The sequence below is a fragment of the Modicisalibacter muralis genome (assembly GCF_900102945.1).
GTDB classification, from domain to species: domain Bacteria; phylum Pseudomonadota; class Gammaproteobacteria; order Pseudomonadales; family Halomonadaceae; genus Modicisalibacter; species Modicisalibacter muralis.
Genome location: NZ_FNGI01000002.1, coordinates 258097 through 279382, shown reverse-complemented (window position 1 = coordinate 279382; position 21286 = coordinate 258097). Strand labels below are relative to the sequence as shown.

General features: G+C 64.4%; 19 protein-coding genes. 16 read left to right on the top strand and 3 right to left on the bottom strand.

Annotated features, from left to right (window positions below; genetic code table 11):
- Together BLR92_RS05865 and BLR92_RS05860 are read right to left on the bottom strand one after the other, a co-directional pair.
- A partial coding sequence (locus BLR92_RS05865) for an AEC family transporter (protein WP_245704123.1) occupies window positions 1–783 on the bottom strand: 783 nt, incomplete at its 3' end.
- A gap of 229 nt (window positions 784–1012) precedes the next feature.
- Complete coding sequence (locus BLR92_RS05860) at window positions 1013–1231, bottom strand: hypothetical protein (protein WP_089726462.1); 219 nt, start codon at window positions 1229–1231, stop codon at window positions 1013–1015.
- A gap of 368 nt (window positions 1232–1599) precedes the next feature.
- Here BLR92_RS05860 and glyA point away from each other — a divergent pair, with 368 nt between their 5' ends.
- The 7 genes from glyA to BLR92_RS05825 all read left to right on the top strand — a co-directional run bounded on the left by glyA (window position 1600) and on the right by BLR92_RS05825 (window position 11219).
- A complete protein-coding gene (glyA, locus tag BLR92_RS05855) occupies window positions 1600–2928 on the top strand; it encodes a serine hydroxymethyltransferase (protein WP_089726460.1) in 1329 nt (442 codons plus the stop codon).
- A 32-nt stretch (window positions 2929–2960) separates the two neighbouring features.
- Window positions 2961–4211 (top strand): sarcosine oxidase subunit beta family protein, encoded by a 1251-nt coding sequence (locus tag BLR92_RS05850; RefSeq protein WP_089726458.1) that lies wholly within the window; start codon window positions 2961–2963, stop codon window positions 4209–4211.
- Window positions 4212–4223: 12 nt separating this feature from the next.
- Window positions 4224–4616 (top strand): sarcosine oxidase subunit delta, encoded by a 393-nt coding sequence (locus tag BLR92_RS05845; protein ID WP_089726456.1) that lies wholly within the window; start codon window positions 4224–4226, stop codon window positions 4614–4616.
- Window positions 4613–7660, top strand: coding sequence for a sarcosine oxidase subunit alpha (locus BLR92_RS05840; protein ID WP_089726454.1), 3048 nt, complete (start codon window positions 4613–4615; stop codon window positions 7658–7660). Before BLR92_RS05845 ends, BLR92_RS05840 begins: the two co-directional genes overlap by 4 nt.
- Window positions 7653–8291 carry a sarcosine oxidase subunit gamma gene (locus tag BLR92_RS05835; RefSeq protein WP_089726451.1) on the top strand — a complete coding sequence of 213 codons (639 nt, stop codon included), beginning with the start codon at window positions 7653–7655 and terminating at the stop codon, window positions 8289–8291. Before BLR92_RS05840 ends, BLR92_RS05835 begins: the two co-directional genes overlap by 8 nt.
- A gap of 170 nt (window positions 8292–8461) precedes the next feature.
- Entirely contained in the window at window positions 8462–9322 is an 861-nt protein-coding gene (purU, locus tag BLR92_RS05830) for a formyltetrahydrofolate deformylase (protein ID WP_089726449.1), read from the top strand.
- A 370-nt stretch (window positions 9323–9692) separates the two neighbouring features.
- Window positions 9693–11219, top strand: a complete 1527-nt coding sequence (locus tag BLR92_RS05825; protein WP_175488733.1) for a methyl-accepting chemotaxis protein — start codon at window positions 9693–9695, stop codon at window positions 11217–11219.
- Window positions 11220–11337: 118 nt separating this feature from the next.
- On the opposite strand, the gene BLR92_RS05820 is transcribed toward BLR92_RS05825, so the two are convergent.
- Window positions 11338–12240, bottom strand: a complete 903-nt coding sequence (locus BLR92_RS05820) for a LysR family transcriptional regulator (RefSeq protein ID WP_089726445.1) — start codon at window positions 12238–12240, stop codon at window positions 11338–11340.
- A gap of 102 nt (window positions 12241–12342) precedes the next feature.
- Here BLR92_RS05820 and BLR92_RS05815 point away from each other — a divergent pair, with 102 nt between their 5' ends.
- The 9 genes from BLR92_RS05815 (at window position 12343) to BLR92_RS05775 (ending at window position 21246) form a co-directional block, all read left to right on the top strand.
- Window positions 12343–13464, top strand: a complete 1122-nt coding sequence (locus BLR92_RS05815; protein WP_089726443.1) for a muconate cycloisomerase family protein — start codon at window positions 12343–12345, stop codon at window positions 13462–13464.
- Between the two features lie 74 nt (window positions 13465–13538).
- Complete coding sequence (catC, locus tag BLR92_RS05810) at window positions 13539–13829, top strand: muconolactone Delta-isomerase (RefSeq protein WP_089726441.1); 291 nt, start codon at window positions 13539–13541, stop codon at window positions 13827–13829.
- A gap of 58 nt (window positions 13830–13887) precedes the next feature.
- Window positions 13888–14823: a catechol 1,2-dioxygenase gene (gene catA / locus BLR92_RS05805; RefSeq protein ID WP_089726439.1), complete on the top strand. Its 936-nt coding sequence runs from the start codon at window positions 13888–13890 to the stop codon at window positions 14821–14823.
- 58 nt (window positions 14824–14881) lie between these two features.
- Entirely contained in the window at window positions 14882–16267 is a 1386-nt protein-coding gene (locus tag BLR92_RS05800) for a Rieske 2Fe-2S domain-containing protein (RefSeq protein ID WP_089726437.1), read from the top strand.
- On the top strand, window positions 16264–16755 hold the full coding sequence (gene benB, locus BLR92_RS05795) for a benzoate 1,2-dioxygenase small subunit (RefSeq protein WP_089726436.1): 492 nt from the start codon (window positions 16264–16266) through the stop codon (window positions 16753–16755). The genes BLR92_RS05800 and benB overlap by 4 nt, the downstream gene beginning before the upstream one ends.
- A 21-nt stretch (window positions 16756–16776) precedes the next feature.
- On the top strand, window positions 16777–17808 hold the full coding sequence (gene benC / locus BLR92_RS05790; protein ID WP_089726433.1) for a benzoate 1,2-dioxygenase electron transfer component BenC: 1032 nt from the start codon (window positions 16777–16779) through the stop codon (window positions 17806–17808).
- Window positions 17805–18590 (top strand): benzoate diol dehydrogenase BenD, encoded by a 786-nt coding sequence (gene benD / locus BLR92_RS05785; RefSeq protein WP_089726431.1) that lies wholly within the window; start codon window positions 17805–17807, stop codon window positions 18588–18590. Before benC ends, benD begins: the two co-directional genes overlap by 4 nt.
- Window positions 18591–18693: 103 nt before the next feature.
- Complete coding sequence (locus BLR92_RS05780; RefSeq protein WP_089726429.1) at window positions 18694–19938, top strand: benzoate/H(+) symporter BenE family transporter; 1245 nt, start codon at window positions 18694–18696, stop codon at window positions 19936–19938.
- 99 nt (window positions 19939–20037) lie between these two features.
- Window positions 20038–21246 carry a benzoate/H(+) symporter BenE family transporter gene (locus BLR92_RS05775; RefSeq protein WP_089726427.1) on the top strand — a complete coding sequence of 403 codons (1209 nt, stop codon included), beginning with the start codon at window positions 20038–20040 and terminating at the stop codon, window positions 21244–21246.
- The last annotated feature ends 40 nt before the right edge of the window (window positions 21247–21286 follow it).

The following is a 21286-nucleotide window of genomic DNA, read 5'->3' as shown; positions in this document are numbered from 1 at the left end:
ACGCTGGGCGAACAGGTAGTTGTAGACCGCCACCGGCATGCTCATCTGCAATACCAGCACGCTCTGCGCCAGCGGTGGCAGGCCGAGCCACTCGGCGACACCGAAGGCAATCAAGGCGGCGGCGGGGATACGCAACAGGCTGAATTCCAGGCTCGATTTCAGGCTCCTGACCTGGATGCTGGCCAGCGACACGCCCAGCGTAATCAGCATCAGCGGCACGCTGAAGCCGGAGATCAAGTCGACGGTGTTGGCCAGCCAGCGCGGCAGGGTGGTGTCGGTGAGCAGCATCCCCGAGGCGATCAGAATGGCGTAGACGGTGGGGGAGCGCAGTAGAGTGCGCAGCGGCTTGCCGCTGCGGCTGGCAAGCATCGCGCCGAAGGTAAACTGGATCAACGACACGGCGACCATCACTGTGATCGCGTAGGCGAAGCCGGCGTTGCCGAAGGCATAAAGCGACACCGGCAAGCCCATGTTGCCGGTATTGGGGTACATCATCGGCGAAATGATGACCTTCCAATCCTTGCGCAACAGCTTGGCCACCACCACGCTGGCGGCGGCCATGACCGCCAGCACGATCAGCGTGCCGAGCATCGTCTGGCCGAAACTTTGGGCGTCGATCTCGGCGCTGCCCAGCGCGGCGAGGATCAGCGCCGGGGTGCCGATGTTCAATACCAGCTTGGTGACGAACTCGACCGGGTAGTCGTAGCCCAGGCGTATCCAGAAGAAGCCGAGGCTGGCGCCGAAGAACACCGGGGCCATCACGGCAAAGAGTTCGGCGAGCATGAGCGGTCCTTGAGCTTGGTGATGCGTTTCCGAGGTGAGAGCGAGGCGTTTTCGCTTGGCCTATGTTACCCGGGATAAAGGCTGTCGGCATCGATGCGGCTCGCTGGGAGAGCCTGCACCTATCGTATTCGGTTGGTGGCTAACTTGGTCGCCTCCAGCAAGAAGGGCCTGCGTGAGCAGACCCTTGACGTTCATTCAGCAAGTGAAGGGGAGGGAACGACCGGAAACGTCAGGATTCTCCTTCTTCTAACATCATGTGAACCAGTTCCTCGAGTTCTTTCACTTGGGCTTCCAGTGCCACTATCCGGGACGTCTCTTCGGCTTTCTGCTTGGAACGCTCGCTGATTTCCTGCATGCGCTCTTCGACGGCTGCGGAATCCATCGCAGACACCGAACCGATCATCAACAATGAGGCCAGGATCGCAGCGGTCAATGACTTGATGTTCATGGGGAGTACCTCGTTCTTCGGCTGATACTGCCTTGTGTGTCTTCCTAACCAGGTGTAGCGCTATCAGGACTCCTCTACGTGTCGACATGATACGTAGCGTTTGAATCAAGGCCGTTATCGTGGGCCTTGATGCTTTGTTGCGGGAATGCCGGAAACCTTACAGCCTGCGCGGCGCAAGCGTTGCGGTGGAGAAGCATATGTTAATGCGACAGCCATGTCGCAAACGCATCGGGTCGTGACGTCAACAAACATCTTGGGCGTTGGGGCCGGGGATACCATCGCGGCAAGAATGGTGCCCGGAGAAGCTGGCCGGATAGGGCTGGCGCCGTGCGACCACCACCCGCCAATAACAATGTCTGGAGGCGTGCATGTCTCAGCGTGACGGTTTTACCCAGGAAGCTCGACTGGCTAGCTACGATGCGGCGCTGGCCGCGGCGATCGGCGAGGAAACGGCCCGCCAGGAAGCGCATATCGAGCTGATCGCCTCCGAGAACTACGCCAGTCGGTGGGTGATGGAGGCCCAGGGCACGCAACTGACCAACAAGTACGCCGAGGGTTATCCCGGCAAGCGCTATTACGGTGGCTGCGAGCACGTCGACACGGTCGAGGCGTTGGCCATCGAGCGTGCCTGCGCGCTGTTCGGTGCCGATTACGCCAACGTTCAGCCGCACTCCGGCGCTCAGGCCAACGCTGCGGTGTTCATGGCGCTGGTCAGCCCCGGCGATACGATTCTCGGCATGAGCCTGGCCCACGGCGGCCACCTGACCCATGGCGCCGCGCCGAACTTTTCCGGCAAGCACTATCACGCCGTGCAGTATGGCCTGAATCCGCAGACCGGCGAGATCGATTACGCCGAGGTCGAGCGTCTGGCGCGCGATCATCGGCCGAAAATGATCATTGCCGGCTTCTCGGCGTATTCTCGCGTGGTCGACTGGCGGCGTTTCCGCGCCATCGCCGATGAAGTGGGTGCGTATCTCATGGTCGATATGGCGCACGTCGCCGGGCTGGTCGCGTCGGGCCTGTACCCCAGCCCACTGCCCCACGCCCACGTGGTGACCACCACCACCCACAAGACCCTGCGCGGCCCGCGCGGCGGCTTGATTCTCTCCGCTCATGGCGACGAGGCGCTCTACAAGAAGCTCAACGGCGCGGTGTTCCCCGGCCAGCAGGGCGGCCCGCTGATGCACGTGATCGCCGCCAAGGCGGTGGCCTTCAAGGAGGCCATGAATCAGGACTTCGTCACCTATCAGACCCAGGTGATCGCCAATGCCCGCGCCATGGCCCAGGTGTTCGTCGAGCGTGGCTTCGATGTGGTTTCCGGCGGCACCGACGATCACCTGTTCCTGGTCTCGCTGATCAAGCAGGGCGTGACCGGCAAGGAGGCCGACGCGGCGCTGGGCCGTGCGCATATCACCGTCAACAAGAACACCGTGCCGAACGATCCGCAGAGCCCGTTCGTGACCTCGGGATTGCGTATCGGCACGCCGGCGGTGACCACGCGTGGCTTCGACGCGACCGAGTGCGAGCAACTCGCCGGCTGGATCTGCGACATCCTCGATGTGCTGGCCGACGGCGGCAATACCGGCGCCGTGGAAGCCGAGGTGCGCGACAAGGCCGCCGAACTGTGCGCGCGGCATCCGGTGTATACCGACAACCAAGCCATCGAGAGCGCCACGCGCGAATCGACCATCGCCTGAGTCCGCCGGTCCGGCCGATCGAGGAGAGAATTATGCAACGTTATTCAGGCTTTGGGCTGGTCAAGCACGCGCTCAGCCACCACGAGAACTGGCAGCGCCAGTGGCGTAACCCCACGCCCAAGAAAGAGTACGACGTGATCATCGTCGGCGGCGGCGGCCACGGCCTGGCCACCGCCTATTATCTGGCCAAGGAACACGGCATCACCAATGTCGCGGTGATCGAGAAGGGCTGGCTGGGCGGCGGCAACACCGCGCGCAACACCACCATCGTGCGTTCCAACTATCTATGGGACGAATCGGCGGCGCTCTACGAACACGCCATGAAGCTCTGGGAAGGGTTGTCTCAGGACATCAACTACAACGTGATGTTCTCGCAACGCGGCGTGCTCAACCTGGGCCATACCCTGCAGGACATGCGCGATATCCAGCGCCGGGTCAACGCCAACCGCCTGAACGGCATCGACGGCGAGGTGCTGGATGCGCGAGGCGTGCAGGAGCTGGTGCCGATCATGGACTGCTCGAAGCGTGCGCGCTATCCGGTGATGGGCGCCTCCTGGCAGCCGCGCGCCGGCGTGGCGCGCCACGATGCGGTGGCCTGGGGCTACGCGCGTGGCGCCGACGGCCATGGCGTCGACCTGCTCCAGCAGACCGAAGTCACCGGCTTCAAGATCGTCGATGGCCGGGTGGTCGGTGTGCATACCAACCGTGGCGATATCGGCGCGAAGACCGTCGGCTGCGTGACCGCTGGCAACTCCAGCGTGCTGGCCAACATGGCCGGCTTCAATCTGCCGCTGGAATCGCATCCGCTACAGGCGCTGGTGTCCGAGCCGCTCAAGCCGATCCTCGATACCGTGGTGATGTCCAATCACGTTCACGGTTATATCAGCCAGTCCGACAAGGGCGACCTGGTGATCGGCGCCGGTATCGACGGCTACAACGGCTACGGCCAGCGCGGCAGTTACCCCACCGTCGAACACACGTTGCAAGCGATCGTCGAGATGTTCCCGATCTTCTCGCGGGTGCGCATGAATCGTCAGTGGGGCGGCATCGTCGATACCTGCCCGGACGCCTGTCCGATCCTGTCGAAGACGCCGGTCAAGGGGCTGTACTTCAACTGCGGCTGGGGCACCGGTGGCTTCAAGGCCACGCCGGGTTCGGGGCATGCATTCGCCTGGTCGCTGGCCAAGGGCCAGATGCATCCGCTGGCCGCGCCGTTCAGTATCGACCGTTTCCATAGCGGTGCACTCATCGACGAGCATGGCGCCGCGGGCGTCGCGCACTAAGGAGGTTCGAGCATGTTCAATATCTACTGTCCTTATTGCGAAGAGCACCGCGAGGAAGAGGAATTCCACCCCAAGGGTCAGGCGCATATTCAGCGCCCGACGGACCCTGACGCCTGCTCCGACAAAGCGTGGGGCGACTACCTGTTCTTCCGCGACAACCCGCGCGGCATCCACCACGAGTTGTGGGTGCATGCGGTGGGCTGCCGCAAGTTCTTCAACATCACCCGCCATACGGTGAGCTACGCGATTCTCGAGACCTACAAGATGGGCGAGCAGCCGACGATTACCGCCGAGAGCCTCGCTAGCGAGGAAAAGCAGGGCGATGTGCAGGTCGCCGATGGCGGTTTGCAGACCGTGGGAGCTAGCGACAATAGCGTGAGTGAATCCAAGGGGGCCAAGGTATGAAGCACGACAAGCAACCCAATCGTCTCCTTGAAGGCGGGCGTATTGATCGTGACCGGCCGCTCACGTTCAGCTTCAACGGCCAGAGCTATACGGGCTTCGCCGGCGATACCCTGGCCTCGGCCCTGCTCGCCAACGGCGTGGATATCGTCAACCGCAGCTTCAAGTATTCGCGGCCACGCGGCATCGTCGCCGCCGGTGCCGAAGAGCCCAACGCCGTGGTCCAGCTGGGTAGCAGCGAAGCGGCCCAGGTACCCAACGTGCGTGCCACCCAACAGGCGCTGTACGACGGCTTGAGCGCGCGCAGCACCAACGGCTGGCCCAACGTGCAGCGTGACCTGATGGGTACTATCGGCAAGCTGAGCGGTGGCTTCATGCCGCCGGGCTTCTATTACAAGACCTTCATGGCCCCGGCCTCGATGTGGATGACCTACGAGAAATACATCCGTAAGTCTGCTGGCCTGGGGCGCAGCCCCACCGAGTCCGATCCGGACATCTACGATCATCTGCACCAGCACTGCGACGTGCTGGTGATCGGCGCCGGCCCGGCCGGGCTTGCCGCGGCACTCAGCGCCGCGCGTGGCGGCGCGCGGGTGATCCTATGTGATGAGCAGGAAACCATGGGCGGTTCGCTGCTCGACAGCCGCGAGATGCTCGACGGCCAGCCGGCCGCGCAGTGGGCCGACAGCGCGCTCGACGAGCTCGCGTCGCTGGACAACGTGACGCTGTTGCCGCGCACCACCGCCAACGGCTATCACGATCACAACTTCGTCACCCTGCACGAGCGGCGCACCGAGCACCTGGCCGATGTGGCACCGCTCGCCAATGGCCGCCGTCAGGTACGTTCACGCTTGCATCGCGTGCGTGCCGGGCAGGTGGTGCTGGCCACCGGCGCCCACGAGCGCCCGCTGGTCTACGCGGGCAACGATGTGCCGGGCAACCTGCTGGCCGGCGCGGTATCGACGTATATTCGCCGATACGGCGTGGCACCGGGCAACAAGCTGGTGCTTTCGACCAGCAACGATCACGCCTATCGCGCCGCGCTCGACTGGTCTGAAGCGGGTCGCGAAGTGGTGGCGATCGTCGACGCGCGAGCCAATCCCGACGGCGAACTCGTCACCCAGGCGCAGGCGCTGGGTATCCGCGTGATCACCGGCAGTGCGGTGGTCGAGGCCAAGGGCGCCAATCGCGTGACCGGCGCCCGAGTCGCCAAAATCGATATCGATGGCTTCAAGGTCGTCGGCAAGGCCGAGGAGCTCACCTGCGATACCATCGCCAGCTCCGGCGGCTACAGCCCGGTGATCCACCTGGCCTCGCATACTGGTGCGCGGCCGACCTGGCGCGACGATATTCTCGGTTTCGTGCCGGGCAAGGTCACTGGTATGACCGCGACCGGCGGCGCCAATGGCGTCTACGCGCTGGCCGAGGTGATCGCCGATGGCAGCCAGGTCGGTGCCCAGGCGGCTTCGGCAAGTGGCCATCAGACCGCGCCGATCGATCTGCCTAGCGTTGCCGCGATCCGCGAAGGCGCGGCGGTGGCGCTGTATCAGGTGCCGCACGAAAAAACCACCCTGCGCGCGCCCAAGCAGTTCGTCGATTTGCAGAACGACGTCACGGCGGCGGGCATCGAAGTGGCGACTCGCGAAGGCTTCGAGTCGATCGAGCACGTCAAGCGCTACACCGCGATGGGCTTCGGCACCGACCAGGGCAAGCTCGGCAACATCAACGGCATGGCCATCGCCGCGCGCTGCCTGAAGCGCTCGATTCCCGAGGTGGGGACCACGGTGTTCCGCCCCAACTACACGCCGGTGACCTTCGGCGCCATCGTCGGCCGGCACTGCCGCGAGCTGTTCGATCCCGAGCGCTACACCTCGCTGCATGAATGGCACATCAAGCACGGCGCCGAGTTCGAGGATGTCGGACAGTGGAAGCGCCCCTGGTACTTCCCGCAAACCGTCAATGGCAAGCCGGAGACCATGCACGAGGCGGTGGCCCGCGAATGCCGTGCGGTACGCGAGAAAGTCGGCATTCTCGACGCCACCACGCTGGGCAAGATCGACATTCAGGGCAAGGACGCGCGCGAATTCCTCGGCCGCGTTTACACCAATAAGTGGGAAAAGCTGGCCGTCGGGCGGGTGCGCTACGGGTTGATGTGCAAGGACGACGGCATGCTCATGGATGACGGCACCACCAGTTGCCTGGGCGAGAATCACTTCCTGATGACCACCACCACCGGCGGTGCCGCCGGTGTGATGGAGTGGTTGGAGCTGTGGCATCAGACCGAATGGCCGGAGCTGGAAGTTTACTTCACCTCGGTCACCGACCACTGGGCGACGATGACCGTCACCGGCCCCGAGGCCAGGAATCTGCTTGCCGAGATCACCGATATCGATCTCGATCGCGACACCTTCAAGTTCATGGACTGGCGTGAGGGCAAGGTCGCTGGCGTCCCGGCACGGGTGTTTCGTATCTCGTTCACCGGCGAGCTGGCCTACGAAATCAACGTTCAGGCCAACTACGCCATGCCGGTCTGGGAGGCGCTGTTCGAGCACGGTGATAAATACGGCCTGACGCCCTACGGCACCGAGACCATGCACGTGTTGCGTGCCGAAAAGGGCATGATCATCGTCGGTCAGGACACCGATGGCTCGGTGACCCCGGAAGATCTGGGCATGCACTGGGCGATCGGTTACGACAAGCCGTTCTCGTGGATCGGCAAGCGCGCGCTGACGCGCCCGGATACCCGACGCGAGAACCGCAAGCAACTGGTCGGCTTGCGGCCCAAGGATCCCAAGGTGGTGTTGCAGGAAGGCGCGCAGATCGTCTTCGATCCCGATCAGGCCATCCCGATGGCCATGATGGGGCATGTCACCTCGAGCTATTACAGCCCGATACTGGATTCCGGCTTCGCGCTGGCGGTGGTCAAGGGCGGTCACAAGCGCATGGGCGATACCGTCTACCTGCCGATGGCCGATGGCCAGACCCACGCCGCCGAGATCGTCGGCCCGATCTTCTACGACCCCAAGGGAGCGCGCCAGAATGTCTAAGGTTGCCGTCTTCGATACCCGGCCCGAGCAGGCCGTTCGCGCCGAATCGCCGCTGGCGATCACCCGCCTGGCCGACAGGGTCGCCAGCAACGCATCCGCAGAGGCTGGCGTCACGCTGCGCGAAAAGGCCTTTCTGGGCCATCTCATCCTGCGTGGCGGGGCGATCGCACTCGACGAAGCGGTGCGCGAGGTGCTGGGTATCTCGCTGCCCGCCAAGCCCAGCGCGCTGGCGCACGATGAAAGCGGCGAGCGCTCGATCCAGTGGCTGTCGCCGGATGAATGGCTGGTGATCGTCCCCGGTGGCGAGGAGTTCGAGCTGGAAAACCGCCTGCGTGAGCAAATGGGCGATGCGCATTTTGCTATCGTCAACGTTGGCGGTGGACAGACCGTCATCGAACTCAGCGGCCCGTATGCCCGCGAGGTGCTGATGAAATCGGCGATCTACGACGTCCATCCCAGCCACTTCCCGGTGGGCAAGGGTGTGACCACGGTATTCGCCAAGGCCACGGCGATCATCCGCCGCCCCAGTGAGGATCGCTGGGAACTGGTGGTGCGCCGTAGCTTCGCCGATTACTGCGGGCGCTGGATAATAGATGCCAGCGAGGAATACGGCTTGAACGTGTTGGACTAATACCGCATACCTTGAATGCCTCACCAAGAGGCGCCAGACGAGGGGGAGAGCGGCGAGAGGGTGATCGCAATGCCCTCTCGTCAGGTAGCCGTGGTGGACTCCCGCAAGACCTTGCGGCTGACACGACGTGCGGCTTTTATCTATCATCAAGAATGTTTTCAGGAGGCGTTATGAGCCGCACCCCCGACACCTGGATCATCGCCGCCCAGTGCCCCAGCCGCCTGGGCACCGTCGACGTGCTCACGCGCTTTCTGAAAGAGCAGCGCTGCTACATCACCGAGCTGAGTTCCTTCGACGACCGACTCGGCGAGCGCTTCTTCATCCGCGCCGAGTTCCGTCCCGAAACGGATTTCGACGGCGAGGCGTTTCGCCAAGCGTTCGACCCGCGGGCCGCCGAGTTTGCAATGGACTTCGAGCTGACCGCGCCGGGCACGCGCCCGCGCACGGTGATCATGGTCTCCAAGGCCGATCACTGCCTGAACGACCTACTGTATCGCTACCGCATCGGCCAGTTGCCCATCGACATTCGCGCGGTGGTCTCCAACCACCCCGATCTCGAACCGCTGGCCGCCTGGCACGACCTGCCGTATCACCACTTCCCGATCACCCCCGAAACCAAGGCCCAGCAGGAAGCGCACATCCGCCAGGTGATCGAGGAGACCGGTGCCGAACTGGTGATCCTGGCGCGCTACATGCAGGTGCTATCGCCCGAGATGTGCACCTTGCTGTCGGGCCGTGCAATCAATATCCACCACTCGCTACTGCCCGGTTTCAAAGGTGCCAAGCCGTACCACCAGGCCTACGAAAAGGGCGTCAAGCTGGTTGGCGCCACCGCGCACTACATCAACAACGACCTCGACGAAGGGCCGATCATCACCCAGGGCGTCGAGGCGGTGGATCATACCCATTATCCCGAGGACCTGGTCGCCAAGGGCCGCGACGTGGAGTGCCTGACCCTGGCCAAGGCGATCGGCTATCACATCGAGCGGCGGGTGTTCCTGTATGCCAACCGCACGGTAGTGTTCGCCTGAGCCATGATCGAGCCAGGCGATTCACGACATCCCTCCCCGATCGGATAGCACCGCGTTCCGCCAATGGCTGGACACGCTCTCACTTCAGCGGCCTGATCGGCGATCTGTTCCCCTCCTTGTCGGAGCTTGAGCGGCGGTAGCTCGATGGCTCGAAGATGCCTCCAAGCTCCCTCGAGACCTTCATCGCTACTCGTTTAGCTAAAGCTCTATTAACGCTTGCCGATATCGCAATAATCACGACAAAAAGAGCTGTTTCCCAGCGAGATTGCCACTTTTATGCTTCGTGACCGATATCGCCAATCGCTATGCCGCTGAAGGCAGGGGTGTGCAAAATATGGAAAGCACGACGTCACGAAAGGTGCTTTGTGACTTGGCACCGATTTATCTGAAAGCCAATCGGCTAATGGCCGCCATCCTGGTATTACTGTTTCTGGCGACACTGGCCCTGGCCTCCATACACGACCGCTGGGCATCGGCGCTGCTGGTCGGCTCGGCTGCCATGCTGATACCCCTCGCCGCCATGCGCGTGCAGCCTACGGCCCTGATAACTCGCCTGCTGGTGGCGACCTCGCTAATGGTGTTCTCGGCGCTGCAGATACACCTGCTCTCCGGCATGATCGAAGCGCACTTCTCGGTATTTATCCTGCTATCGGTGCTACTGGCTTATCGCGATTGGCGCACGATCGTCTGCGCCGCGACGGTCATCGCGGTCCATCATGCGCTGTTTTGCTATCTGCAACACCTGGGGTTCGGCGTCTACGTCATGCCGGAAATGCACCCGATGTCGTCGTACGTGTCGATGGTGGTGATACATGCCGTTTATGTCGTCGTGCAATCCATCGCACTCTGCATTCTGGCGCGGCAGATGGCGCGGGATGCTGTCACCGGCGAGGAGCTTGGCCGCCTGAGCTCGCATATCGGACGTCGGCAGGGCGTGTTCGATCTCGGTTTCGACGATACGGCCATGTCCAGCGAGCTCGGCGCTCACTTCAAGCGCACCATGCTGGCCGTGCGTGGCACGCTGACCAGCGTTTCTAGCAGCATCGCCCACGTATTGCGTATCTCCGAAGACATCGTCAAGGGCGATGAAGACCTCTCCTCGCGCAACCAGCGCCAGGAAGTCGTACTGAGCGACACCATCAACGCGCTCGAGAGCCTGAGCAGAACCGTCCACGACAACAGTACCCATGCACGCGAGGCGAATGAGTTGGCGGCAACCGCCGGCCAGGTAGCCGAGCAGGGGAGAAAGCTGGTCGACGAACTGTCGGCAGCCATGTCCCGCATGCGCGAGAGTTCGGCGAAAATCTCCGATATCACCTCGATGATCGACAGCATTGCCTTCCAAACCAACATTCTTGCCCTGAATGCCGCCGTCGAGGCCGCTCGCGCCGGTCAGAGCGGACGAGGGTTCGCCGTCGTGGCTGCCGAAGTCCGGGAGTTGGCGCAGAAGAGCGCGTCCGCTTCCCAGGACATACGTGCGTTGGTCGACACCTCGCAACGCCAAGTCGCCGACGGCGCCTCGAAGGCTAACGACGTGGAGCGCAACATGGGCGATATCCTGGATCAGACCCAGAGAGTTGCGCTGATCATGAGCGATATCAGTGCGGCCAGCCGTGAACAGAGCGAGGGTGTCAACGAGGTCAGTGCCGCCATCAATAGCATCGGCGATGCCACACGGGATAACGGCGTCCTGGTGGGCGACATGGCCGGTGCGGCCGAAAGTCTTCGCCGGCAGGCGGATATCTTGAGTCAGGCGGTACGGGTCTTCGCGCTGGAAGCTTCGGGGAGCGCGATGGCAACACCGGCGGAGCATGACGTCAGCGAGCCAGGCAGCGCGGCGGCGGGTCCCGCCGGTTGGCTCCAGCGCCAGGCCGACGATAACGCCAGCTTGGCGTAAGCCCTGCCCAGTCGTCACCGCGTCTCCGATGAAATCGGTCCCCGACGGGGCCGGTTTTCTGCGTTTTACGCTGGCGCATGCACGTGCCTGGAACCATGAGTACTAATCAAGCAATACTTTATGGGTATTTCCCACTGCGACGGTTCTCGACCAGCACCGCGAGGATCTCGTTGGCCGCCCGCATGGTGTCCGACACCGCCTCACCCCTGCGCCGGCTGCAGATGATCGGCGTAGTGATGTGTTTCTCCGCCAGATACACGTAGCTGATCCCATCGCGCTGCAAGCGCCGCACTTGCTCGGGCACCAGGGTGATGCCCAAGTCCGAGGCGACCAGGCCCAGCGCGGTTTGCATCTCATTGGCTTCCTGGGCGATGTGCACCTTGAGCCCGCGGCGGCGGAACATGCCCAGCACGATGTCGGCCAGGCTAGGGCGCGGCGTCGCCGGGAACAGGATCAACGGATACTCGGCCAGTTCGGCCATGCTCGGCTGGCTACCCTCCAAGGGATGCCCGACGGGCAATGCCGCGACCATTGGCTCCTCGAACAGCACCTCCTGCTCGACCTCCGGGTCGTCGATCAACAGCCGACCGAAGCCGATATCGATGCGCCCGGCCTTGAGCGCCTGGATCTGCTGCACCGTGGTCAGCTCGACCAGCGTCAACTCGACGTTATCCTTTTGTCGCAACCCGCGTACCAGCAGCGGAAGCTGCCCGTAGAACAGCGATGGCACGAAGCCGATGCCGAACAGCTCGCGCTTGCTGCGCGCCATGCGTCGGGTGGCGGCCACCGTGGTGTCGACCTTCTCCAATACTTGTAGGGCATGCTCATGAAAGAACTGGCCGGTCGGCGTGAGGGTCAGTCCGCGTGAACTGCGGCGGAACAGCTGGGTCCCCAGTTCCGCTTCCAACTGCTTGATCTGACGCGTCAAAGGCGGCTGCGCCATGTGCAGACGCTCGGCCGCGCGGGTCAGGTTGAGCTCCTCCGCGACGACGCAGAAGTAGCGCAGATGGCGTAGCTCCATGATACCTCCAAGGTATGGAAGGGCACCCAAACGATATTGGTTCCCTTCCTCGACTGCAATCAAAGTGACATCAACACCAGATTGCCGTGATTCGGAGCCTTCATGTCCCCTGAGATCGAAACCATCGAGACGCTGTTGGTCGATTTGCCGACCATCCGCCCGCACAAGCTGTCGATGACCACCATGGCCTGCCAGACGCTGGTGATCGTGCGCATGCGCCACTCCGACGGCATCGAGGGGCTGGGCGAGGCGACCACCATCGGCGGGTTGAGCTACGGCCCCGAAAGCCCCGAGGGCATCAAGCTGACCATCGATCGTTACCTCGCGCCGCTGCTGATCGGCCAGCCGTCGAGCAATCTCAACGCCCTGCGCGCGCGCATGGATCGCCATGTGCGCGGCAACAGCTTCGCCAAATCGGGGCTCGAGACCGCACTGCTCGACGCCCAGGGCAAGCGCCTGGGACTGTCAGTGGCCGAGTTGCTGGGCGGCGCGCGTCACGACCATCTGCCGGTGTTGTGGACGCTGGCCAGCGGCGATACCCAAAAGGACATCGACGAGGCCTTCCAGCGCCTCAATGACCGCCGCCACTGCGACTTCAAGCTCAAGATCGGCGCTAACGCCGTGGACGACGACGTGCGCCACGTCAGCGCCATCAAGCGGGCGCTGGGCGATCGCGCCAGCGTGCGCGTCGATGTCAACCAGGCCTGGGACGAAGCCACCGCCGCGCGCGGTATCGCCGCCCTGGAGTCCGCCGGCATCGAGCTGATCGAACAGCCGATCCCGGCGCGCGAGTACGCCGGCCTGACGCGCCTGGCGGAGCGCTTCATCGTGCCGATGCTGGCCGACGAGGCGGTCCACGACGCCACCGATGGCTTCACCCTGGCCGCCGCCGGCTTCAGCGACGCCTTCGCACTGAAGATCGCCAAGGCCGGCGGCCCGCTCGGCGTGCTGGAACTGGCCAGCGTGGCCAAGGCCGCGGGTATCGGCCTGTACGGCGGCACCATGCTGGAGGGCACGCTAGGTACCGCAGCGGCGCTGCACGCCTGGGCGACGCTGCCCGAGATGGCCTGGGGCACCGAGATGTTCGGCCCGCTGCTGCTCAAGGACGACATCGTCGCCGAGCCGCTGCATTTCCACGATTTCGGCGTCGACCTGCCCCAGGGGCCGGGGCTTGGCGTCACCCTGGATGAAGACAAGCTGGCTCACTATTCGCGCCAGGACTAGGCCCGTAAGGACTAGCCGGCAAGAACCGATGACCCAGCCAGACACAACGACAAGCGAAGACCGGAGGACAGCACATGCTTTTTCAAGTGGAGATGACCGTCAAGCTACCGCCTGACATGCCGGCCGAGCAGGCCGCCAAGATCAAGGCGACCGAGAAGGCCTATTCGCAAAAACTGCAGGATCAGGGCAAGTGGCGCCATCTGTGGCGGGTCGCCGGCAGCTACGCCAACGTCAGCATCTTCGACGTGGAGGACAACGCCGAGCTCCAGAAGATCGTCAGCGGCCTGCCGCTGTTCCCCTACATGGAGATCAGCGTCAAGCCGCTGTGTCGCCACCCGTCATCAATCCGCGACGACGACCGCTGAAGCGGCGTCATCAGTACAACCGGCTAATCAGTACAAGCATAAACGCGAGGAGTTGACCATGAGCGTGAAGATTTTCGACACCCCCGAAGTCCAGGACTTCCTCAAGGCCGTCAGCGGCTTCGACCAGGACGGCGGCAGCGAGCGCGGCAAGCAGATCCTGCACCGCCTGCTGTCCGACATCTATCGGCTGGTCGACGACTTCGACGTCACTCCCGAGGAGTTCTGGTCGGCCGTCAATCTGCTCAACGAGCTCGGCGGCGAGAAGCAGGCGGGCCTGCTGGCGCCGGGGCTGGGCTTCGATCACTACCTCGACATGCGCATGGACGCCGCCGACGCACAGGTCGGCCTGACCGGCGGCACGCCGCGCACCATCGAGGGTCCGCTGTACGTGGCCGGCGCCCCGGTCAGCGAGGGCGAGGCGCGCATGGACGACGGCAGCGACGCGGCGGCCGAGGCGATGTGGCTGACCGGCCAGGTGCGCGACACCGACGGCCAGCCGATCGCCGGCGCCCTGGTCGAAATCTGGCATGCCGACTCCAAGGGCAACTACTCCTTCTTCGATCCTTCGCAGTCCGACTACAACCTGCGTCGCGGCATCCGCACCGACGCCGAAGGCCGCTATCGCGCGCGCAGCATCATTCCTTCCGGCTACGGCGTGCCGCCGGGCAGCCCGACCCAGCAGGTGCTGGATCTGCTCGGTCGCCACGGCCAGCGCCCGGCGCACATCCACTTCTTCGTCTCGGCGCCGGGGCATCGTCACCTGACCACCCAGATCAACCTGGCCGGCGACGAGTACACCTATGACGACTTCGCCTTCGCCACCCGCGAGGAACTGGTGGTCGAGGCCAGGCGCATCGAGGACGCCGCCGAGGCCGAGAAGCGCGGCCTGAAAGGGCCCTATACCGAGGTGGAGTTCGACGTCGAGCTGGCACCGACCGAACGCCGCGAGCTGCAGAGCCGTCACGCCCGCCCGCGAGCCCTCGAGAGCGCCTGAGTCCCGAACAACGTCCAACGAACCGAGCGTCGCAGCGAGCGGCGCCAAGGAGTCGACCATGACCACTCAGCTTGATCGTCTCGAAGAGCGCGTTCGCGGCGCCGTCGTCGACGATGCCGAGAACGGCGTCTTCCGCTGCCACCGCAGCATGTTCACCGACCCGGCCTTCTTCGAGCTGGAGATGAAGCATGTCTTCGAAGGCAACTGGCTATTCCTGGCCCACGAGAGCCAGATCGCCGAGCCGGGCGACTACATGACCGTGACCCTGGGCCGCCAGCCGGTGATCATTACCCGCGACAAGCAGGGCGAGCTGCACGCGCTGATCAACGCCTGTGCGCATCGTGGCGCGACCCTGTGCCGCAAGAAGCGCGGCAACAAGGGCACCTTTACCTGCCCGTTCCACGGCTGGTCGTTCAAGAACGACGGCAAGCTGCTCAAGGCCAAGAACGAGAAGACCGGCGCCTATCCGGAAGGCTTCAAGCAGGACGGCTCCCACGACCTCAAGCAACTCGCGCGCTTCGAGAGCTATCGCGGCTTCCTGTTCGGCAGCCTTAGCTCGGATGTCAAGCCGCTCGCGGAGCACCTCGGCGAGACCACCAAGGTCATCGACAACATCGTCGACCAGGCGCCGGAGGGCCTCGAGATCCTGCGCGGCACCTCGTCGTACACCTTTAATGGCAACTGGAAGCTGGGGGCCGAGAACGGCGCCGACGGCTACCACGTCAGCACCGTGCACTGGAACTATGCCTCGACCATGGATCGCCGCAACTACGACGCCGGCGGCACCAAGGCGGTCGACGCCAACGGCTGGTCGAAGAGCCTGGGCGGTTTCTACTCGTATGAGAACGGCCACATGATGCTGTGGACGCGGCTGCTCAACCCCGAGGTGCGTCCGGTCTACGGCCAGAAGGACGCGCTCGAGGCCGAGTTCGGCGAGGCGCGTGCCGACTCCATCGTCAACCAGACGCGCAATCTGTGCCTGTATCCCAACGCCTACCTGATGGATCAGTTCTCGACCCAGTTCCGCGTGATCCGCCCGATCGCCGTGGACAAGAGCGAGGTCACCATCTACTGCTTCGCGCCCAAGGGCGAGTCGGTCGAGAGCCGTGCGCTGCGCATCCGCCAGTACGAGGACTTCTTCAACGTCAGCGGCATGGGCACGCCGGACGACCTGGAGGAGTTCCGCGCCTGCCAGAACGGCTATGCCGGCCTCGACGCCGAGTGGAACGATCTTTCGCGCGGCGCCAAGCAGTGGATCGAGGGCGCCGACGACAATGCCAAGGCCATCGACATGAAGCCGCTGCTGAGCGGTGCCTCGCCCGAGGACGAGGGCCTCTACGTGATGCACCACAAGCACTGGGTCGCGGAGATGCTGCGCGCCATCGACAAGGAACGCAGTCAGTTTATCGCCATGGCATCCGCTGACGAGGAGGCTTCCGCATGAGCATGAACTTTCTGGATATTCAGGCGTTCGTCTATCGCGAGGCGCGCCTGCTCGACGACCGCGAGTGGGACGAGTGGCTCGAGTGCTACAGCAAGGGCGCGGTGTTTTGGATGCCGGCGTGGGACGACGACGATCGTCTGACCGAGGACCCGCAGTCGGAGATCTCGCTGATCTATTACCCCAATCGCGAGGGCCTCGAGGACCGCGTCTACCGCATCAAGACCGAACGCTCCGGGGCGACCAGCATTCCCGAGCCGCGCACCACGCACCAGGTCTCCAACCTGGAAGTGCTGAGCCAGGACGGCGACAAGGTCGAGCTGCGCTTCAACTGGCACACCCTGAGCCATCGTTACCAGCAGACCAACGCCTATTTCGGCACGTCCTTCTACACCCTGGACGTGTCCGGCGAAGCGCCGCTGATCACCGACAAGAAGGTGGTGCTGAACAACGACTATATCCACCAGGTCATCGACGTCTATCACGTGTGACGGGTGGGGAGGAGAACGACCATGAGCTACACCATCGCACTCAATTTCGAGGATGGCGTCACCCGCTTTATCGGCTGCAAGGCCGGCGAGACGGTGCTCGACGCCGCCTACCGCCAGAAGGTCAATCTGCCGATGGACTGTTCCGACGGGGTCTGCGGCACCTGCAAGGGCCAGTGCGAGCAGGGCGCTTTCGACATGGGCGACGACTACCTGGAGGAGGCGCTGTCCGAGGAGGAGGAATCCGAAGGCAAGGTGCTGACCTGCCAGATGGTGCCGTCGTCCGACTGCGTGATCCAGGTACCCGTGGCCTCGACGCTGTGCAAGACCCAGGTCGGCGAGATCAAGGGCAGGGTCGCCATGGTCGAGCCGCTCTCCGACGACAGCATCGAGTTGGCCATTGACCTGGATGATACCGAGCTGGCCTTCCTGCCCGGCCAGTACATCAACATCCAGGTGCCGGGTAGCGACGAGACGCGCTCGTACTCCTTCAGCTCGCGTCCCGGCGACAAGCGTGCCTCCTTTTTGATCCGCAACGTGCCCGAAGGCCTGATGAGCGGCTACCTGACCGGCACCGCCCAGCCCAACGATGAACTGACCATGACCGGCCCGCTGGGCAGCTTCTACCTGCGCGAGGTCAAGCGTCCGCTGCTGATGCTGGCCGGCGGCACCGGGCTGGCGCCGTTTCTCGCCATGCTCAAGCAGCTCGCGGAGAAGGGCTGCGCTCAGCCGATCCACATGATCTACGGCGTCACCCGTGACGATCATTTGGTCAAGCGGGACGAGCTCGACGTCTACGCCGAGACACTGCCCAACTTCAGCTACACCACCGTGGTGGCCGACGAGGCGAGCGAGCATCCGCGCAAGGGCTACGTCACCCATCACATGGCGGCGGAGATGCTCAACGACGGCGACGTCGACGTCTACCTGTGCGGGCCGCCGCCGATGGTCGACGCCGTGCTCAAGCACTTCCGCGATCAGGGTATCGACCCGGCCAGCTTCCATTACGAGAAGTTCGCCCCGAGCCTGACGCCCAGCGAAGCGGAGGTCGCATGAGCACGCCCCGCTTCACAGAGAAGGTGATGGTCGTCACCGGCGCCGCCCAGGGCATCGGGCGGCGGGTCGCCGAGCGCGCCGCCGCCGAGGGCGCGCGCCTGGCGCTGGTCGACCGCGCCGATGTCGTGCACGAGGTCGCCGCCGCGCTAAACGAGCAGGGCCATGAGGCCGTGGCCCTGCAGGCCGATCTCGAGACCTGGGAAGGCGCCGAGGGCGCCCTGCGCCAGGCCCGCGAGCGCTTCGGGCGTATCGACGTGCTGATCAACAACGTCGGCGGCGCCATCAACTTCAAGCCGTTCGTCGAGTTCAGCGAGGCCGAGATCGCGGCGGAGATCACCCGCTCATTGATGCCGACGCTGTGGTGCTGCCGCGCGGCGCTGCCGTCCATGGTCGAGCAGGGCGGCGGTGTCATCGTTAACGTGTCGTCGGCCGCCACGCGCGGCATCCACCGCATCCCGTACTCGGCGGCCAAGGGCGGGATCAACGCCATGACCGCCTCGCTGGCCTTCGAGTACGCGGATGCCGGGATCCGCGTCGTCGCCACCGCGCCGGGCGGGACCGAGGCGCCGCCACGGCGGATTTCGCGCGGCACCCCGGAGGCGCGCAGCGAACAGGAGCGGGCCTGGTTCCAGGCGCATATCGACCAGACCAAGGCCAGCTGCTTCATGGGGCGCTACGGCACCCTGGACGAGCAGGCCGGGCCGATCCTGTTCCTGGCATCCGACGATGCCGCTTACATCACCGGCAGCGTGGTGCCGGTGGCCGGCGGCGACACGGGGTAGTCGTCGGCGCCGACCGAAGCAGCCAATTGAACGACGTCAACCGCCGCTGCCCATCGGCAGTGGCATGGACTCCTGATTTCCAAAAACAACGTTGGAGCACAGCATGAAACACATCGAGAAGGGCGTCAGCCTGAGGCATGCGCCCGCCGACTTCCTCAGAGACCTCAATGCCGACAATTTCAGCGCAGGGCTCGTGGCCGGCATCTTCGGCCTCAGCGCCGGTATCATCCATATCAGCGCCGGCGTCGCCGCCGGGTTGCCCAAGGAGTTCACCCTGCTCTGGGTCATCAGCTATCTGATGATCAACGGCCTGTTCGGGCTGTTCATGCCGGCCTACTACCGGCTGCCCCTGCCGATGGCCAACTCGATTCCCGGCGCCTTGCTGTTCGCGGCGATCATTCCCATCGTGGGTCTCAATGAAGCGCTGGGCGCGACGCTGATCGCCGGCGCCATCTCGCTGGTCGTCGGCCTGGCCGGGATGATGAGCATCGTCATGCGGCTGATTCCGATGCCCATCGTCATGGGCATGATCGCGGGCATTCTGCTCAAGTTCGGCACCAACATGGTGATGCCGCTGCAGAGCGCCATGCTGCCGGCGGTGGTGATGATCCTGGCCTTCTTCATGGCCTCACGCTTCTTGCGCCGGGTGCCGCCGCTGGTCGTCGCGCTGCTGGTCGGGGTCGCCTACATGGGCTTTTCCGGTGCCGACTTCTCCGGTGTGACGTTCTCGATCCAATTCCCCGAGTTCGTCATGCCCACGTTCACCTTGGAGGCTTTCCTGGCCTACGGGCTGCCGCTGGCGCTGATCCTGGTGGGCATGGAAACGCCGGCCGGTGTGGGCCTGGTCAAGGGCATGGGCTACAAGGAGGCGCCGGCCAATGCCATCACCGCCGTGGGGGGCATCGGCACCATGATCTCGGCCTTCTTCAACTTGCACAGCACCTGCATCGCCGCGCCGATGACCGGCATCTGTTCCGGGCCGGAGGCCGGCAGCCACGACAAGCGCTGGGTGGCCGCCGTCATCGTCGGCATCATCTTCATCGTGGCGGCGCCCTTCTATGGCTTCGTGTTCAGCCTGATCGAGGCCATGCCCAGTTACTTCATCGCCATCATCGCCGGCCTGGCGCTGCTGCGCGTGATCAGTTCGGCGATGAGCATGACCTTCTCCGGCAAGCATGAGGTGGGCGCGATGTTCTCCTTCCTGATTGCGGTCTCCGGCATCCAGATCCTCGGCATCGGTTCCTCCTTCTGGGCGCTGGTGCTGGGGGCGGGGCTGTCGATGATCGTCGAGTTCAAGGACTTCGAATTCATCCGTCGGGATCGGGTCGCGGACGAACCCGCGGCGTGACGCCCCGGATGGGCGCGGCCCATCCGATGTTTCCAGTATCCTCCTTGGCCCGCGAGCCGCTCCGGCAGCGCGGGCCTTTTTTACGATTCGAGGTGAGACATGCCATTGCACAGGGACTGGTCGGTGTCGGCGGTCACGGCGGGCTTTCTGGCCGTGCTGATCTCCTACGCCGGCCCACTGGCCATTTTCTTCCAGGCCGCCCAGAGCGCCGATATCTCGCCGGCCATGATGACCTCGTGGGTCTGGGCGATCTCGCTGGGCGCGGCCGTCACCGGCATCGGGCTCAGCCTGTGGCTCAGGGTGCCGGTGATCACCGCCTGGTCGGCGCCGGGCACGGCACTGCTGGTGACGCTGTTTCCCGGGCTATCGCTCAACGAGGCCGTGGGCGCCTATATCAGCGCCGCGGCGATCCTCTTCATGATCGGCATCACTGGCACCTTCGACAAGCTGGTGGCGGCGATTCCGAAGGGCATCGCCAGCGCCATGCTGGCCGGGATTCTGTTCCAGTTCGGGGTGGGTGTGTTCACGTCGCTTGAGCACGCGCCGGCGCTGGCGGCCGGCATGCTCGTCGCCTACCTGGTGTTCAAGCGACTCTTCCCGCGCTACTTCCTGGTGCTGCTGGTGATCGTCGGGGTGGGGCTGGCGGTGATGCTGGAGGGGGCCAGCCTGGAGGGCGTGCGCCTCGACCTGGCCACGCCGACGCTGATCCGCCCCGAGTGGACCTGGCACGCCACCCTGAGCCTGGCGGTGCCGCTGGTGCTGGTCAGCCTCACCGGGCAGTTCCTGCCCGGCATGGCGATCCTGCGCGGCGCCGGCTATGACATCCCGGCGCGGCCGATCCTCGCCATCACCAGCCTGGTGTCGGTGGCGATGGCATTCTTCGGCGGCATCACCACGGTGATCGCCGCCATCACCGCGGCGATCTGCACCGGCAAGGAGGCCCACGAGAACCCGGACAAGCGTTACGTCGCGGGGGTGGCCAACGGCGCCTTCTACCTGATCGGCGCCACCTTCGCCGGGACCATCGTGCTGCTTTTCACCTCGCTGCCCGGCACCTTCGTCGCCGTGCTCGCCGGCCTGGCGCTGATCGGCGCCATCACCAGCAATATCGTTGCGGCGGCCGAGGCGACGGACCACCGCGAGGCCTCGATCATCACCTTTATGGCCACCGCCTCGGGCATGAGCCTGTTCGGGCTGGGCTCGGCGTTCTGGGGCGTGGCGATCGGCGGGCTGGCGTATGTGGTGCTGCACAAGACAAGCCTGACCGGCACGACGCGCGCTACGCCTGCGGCCAAGCAGGGGGAGTAAGGCATGATGCCGTGGCGGCTCCGCTGAACGATCCGCTTTC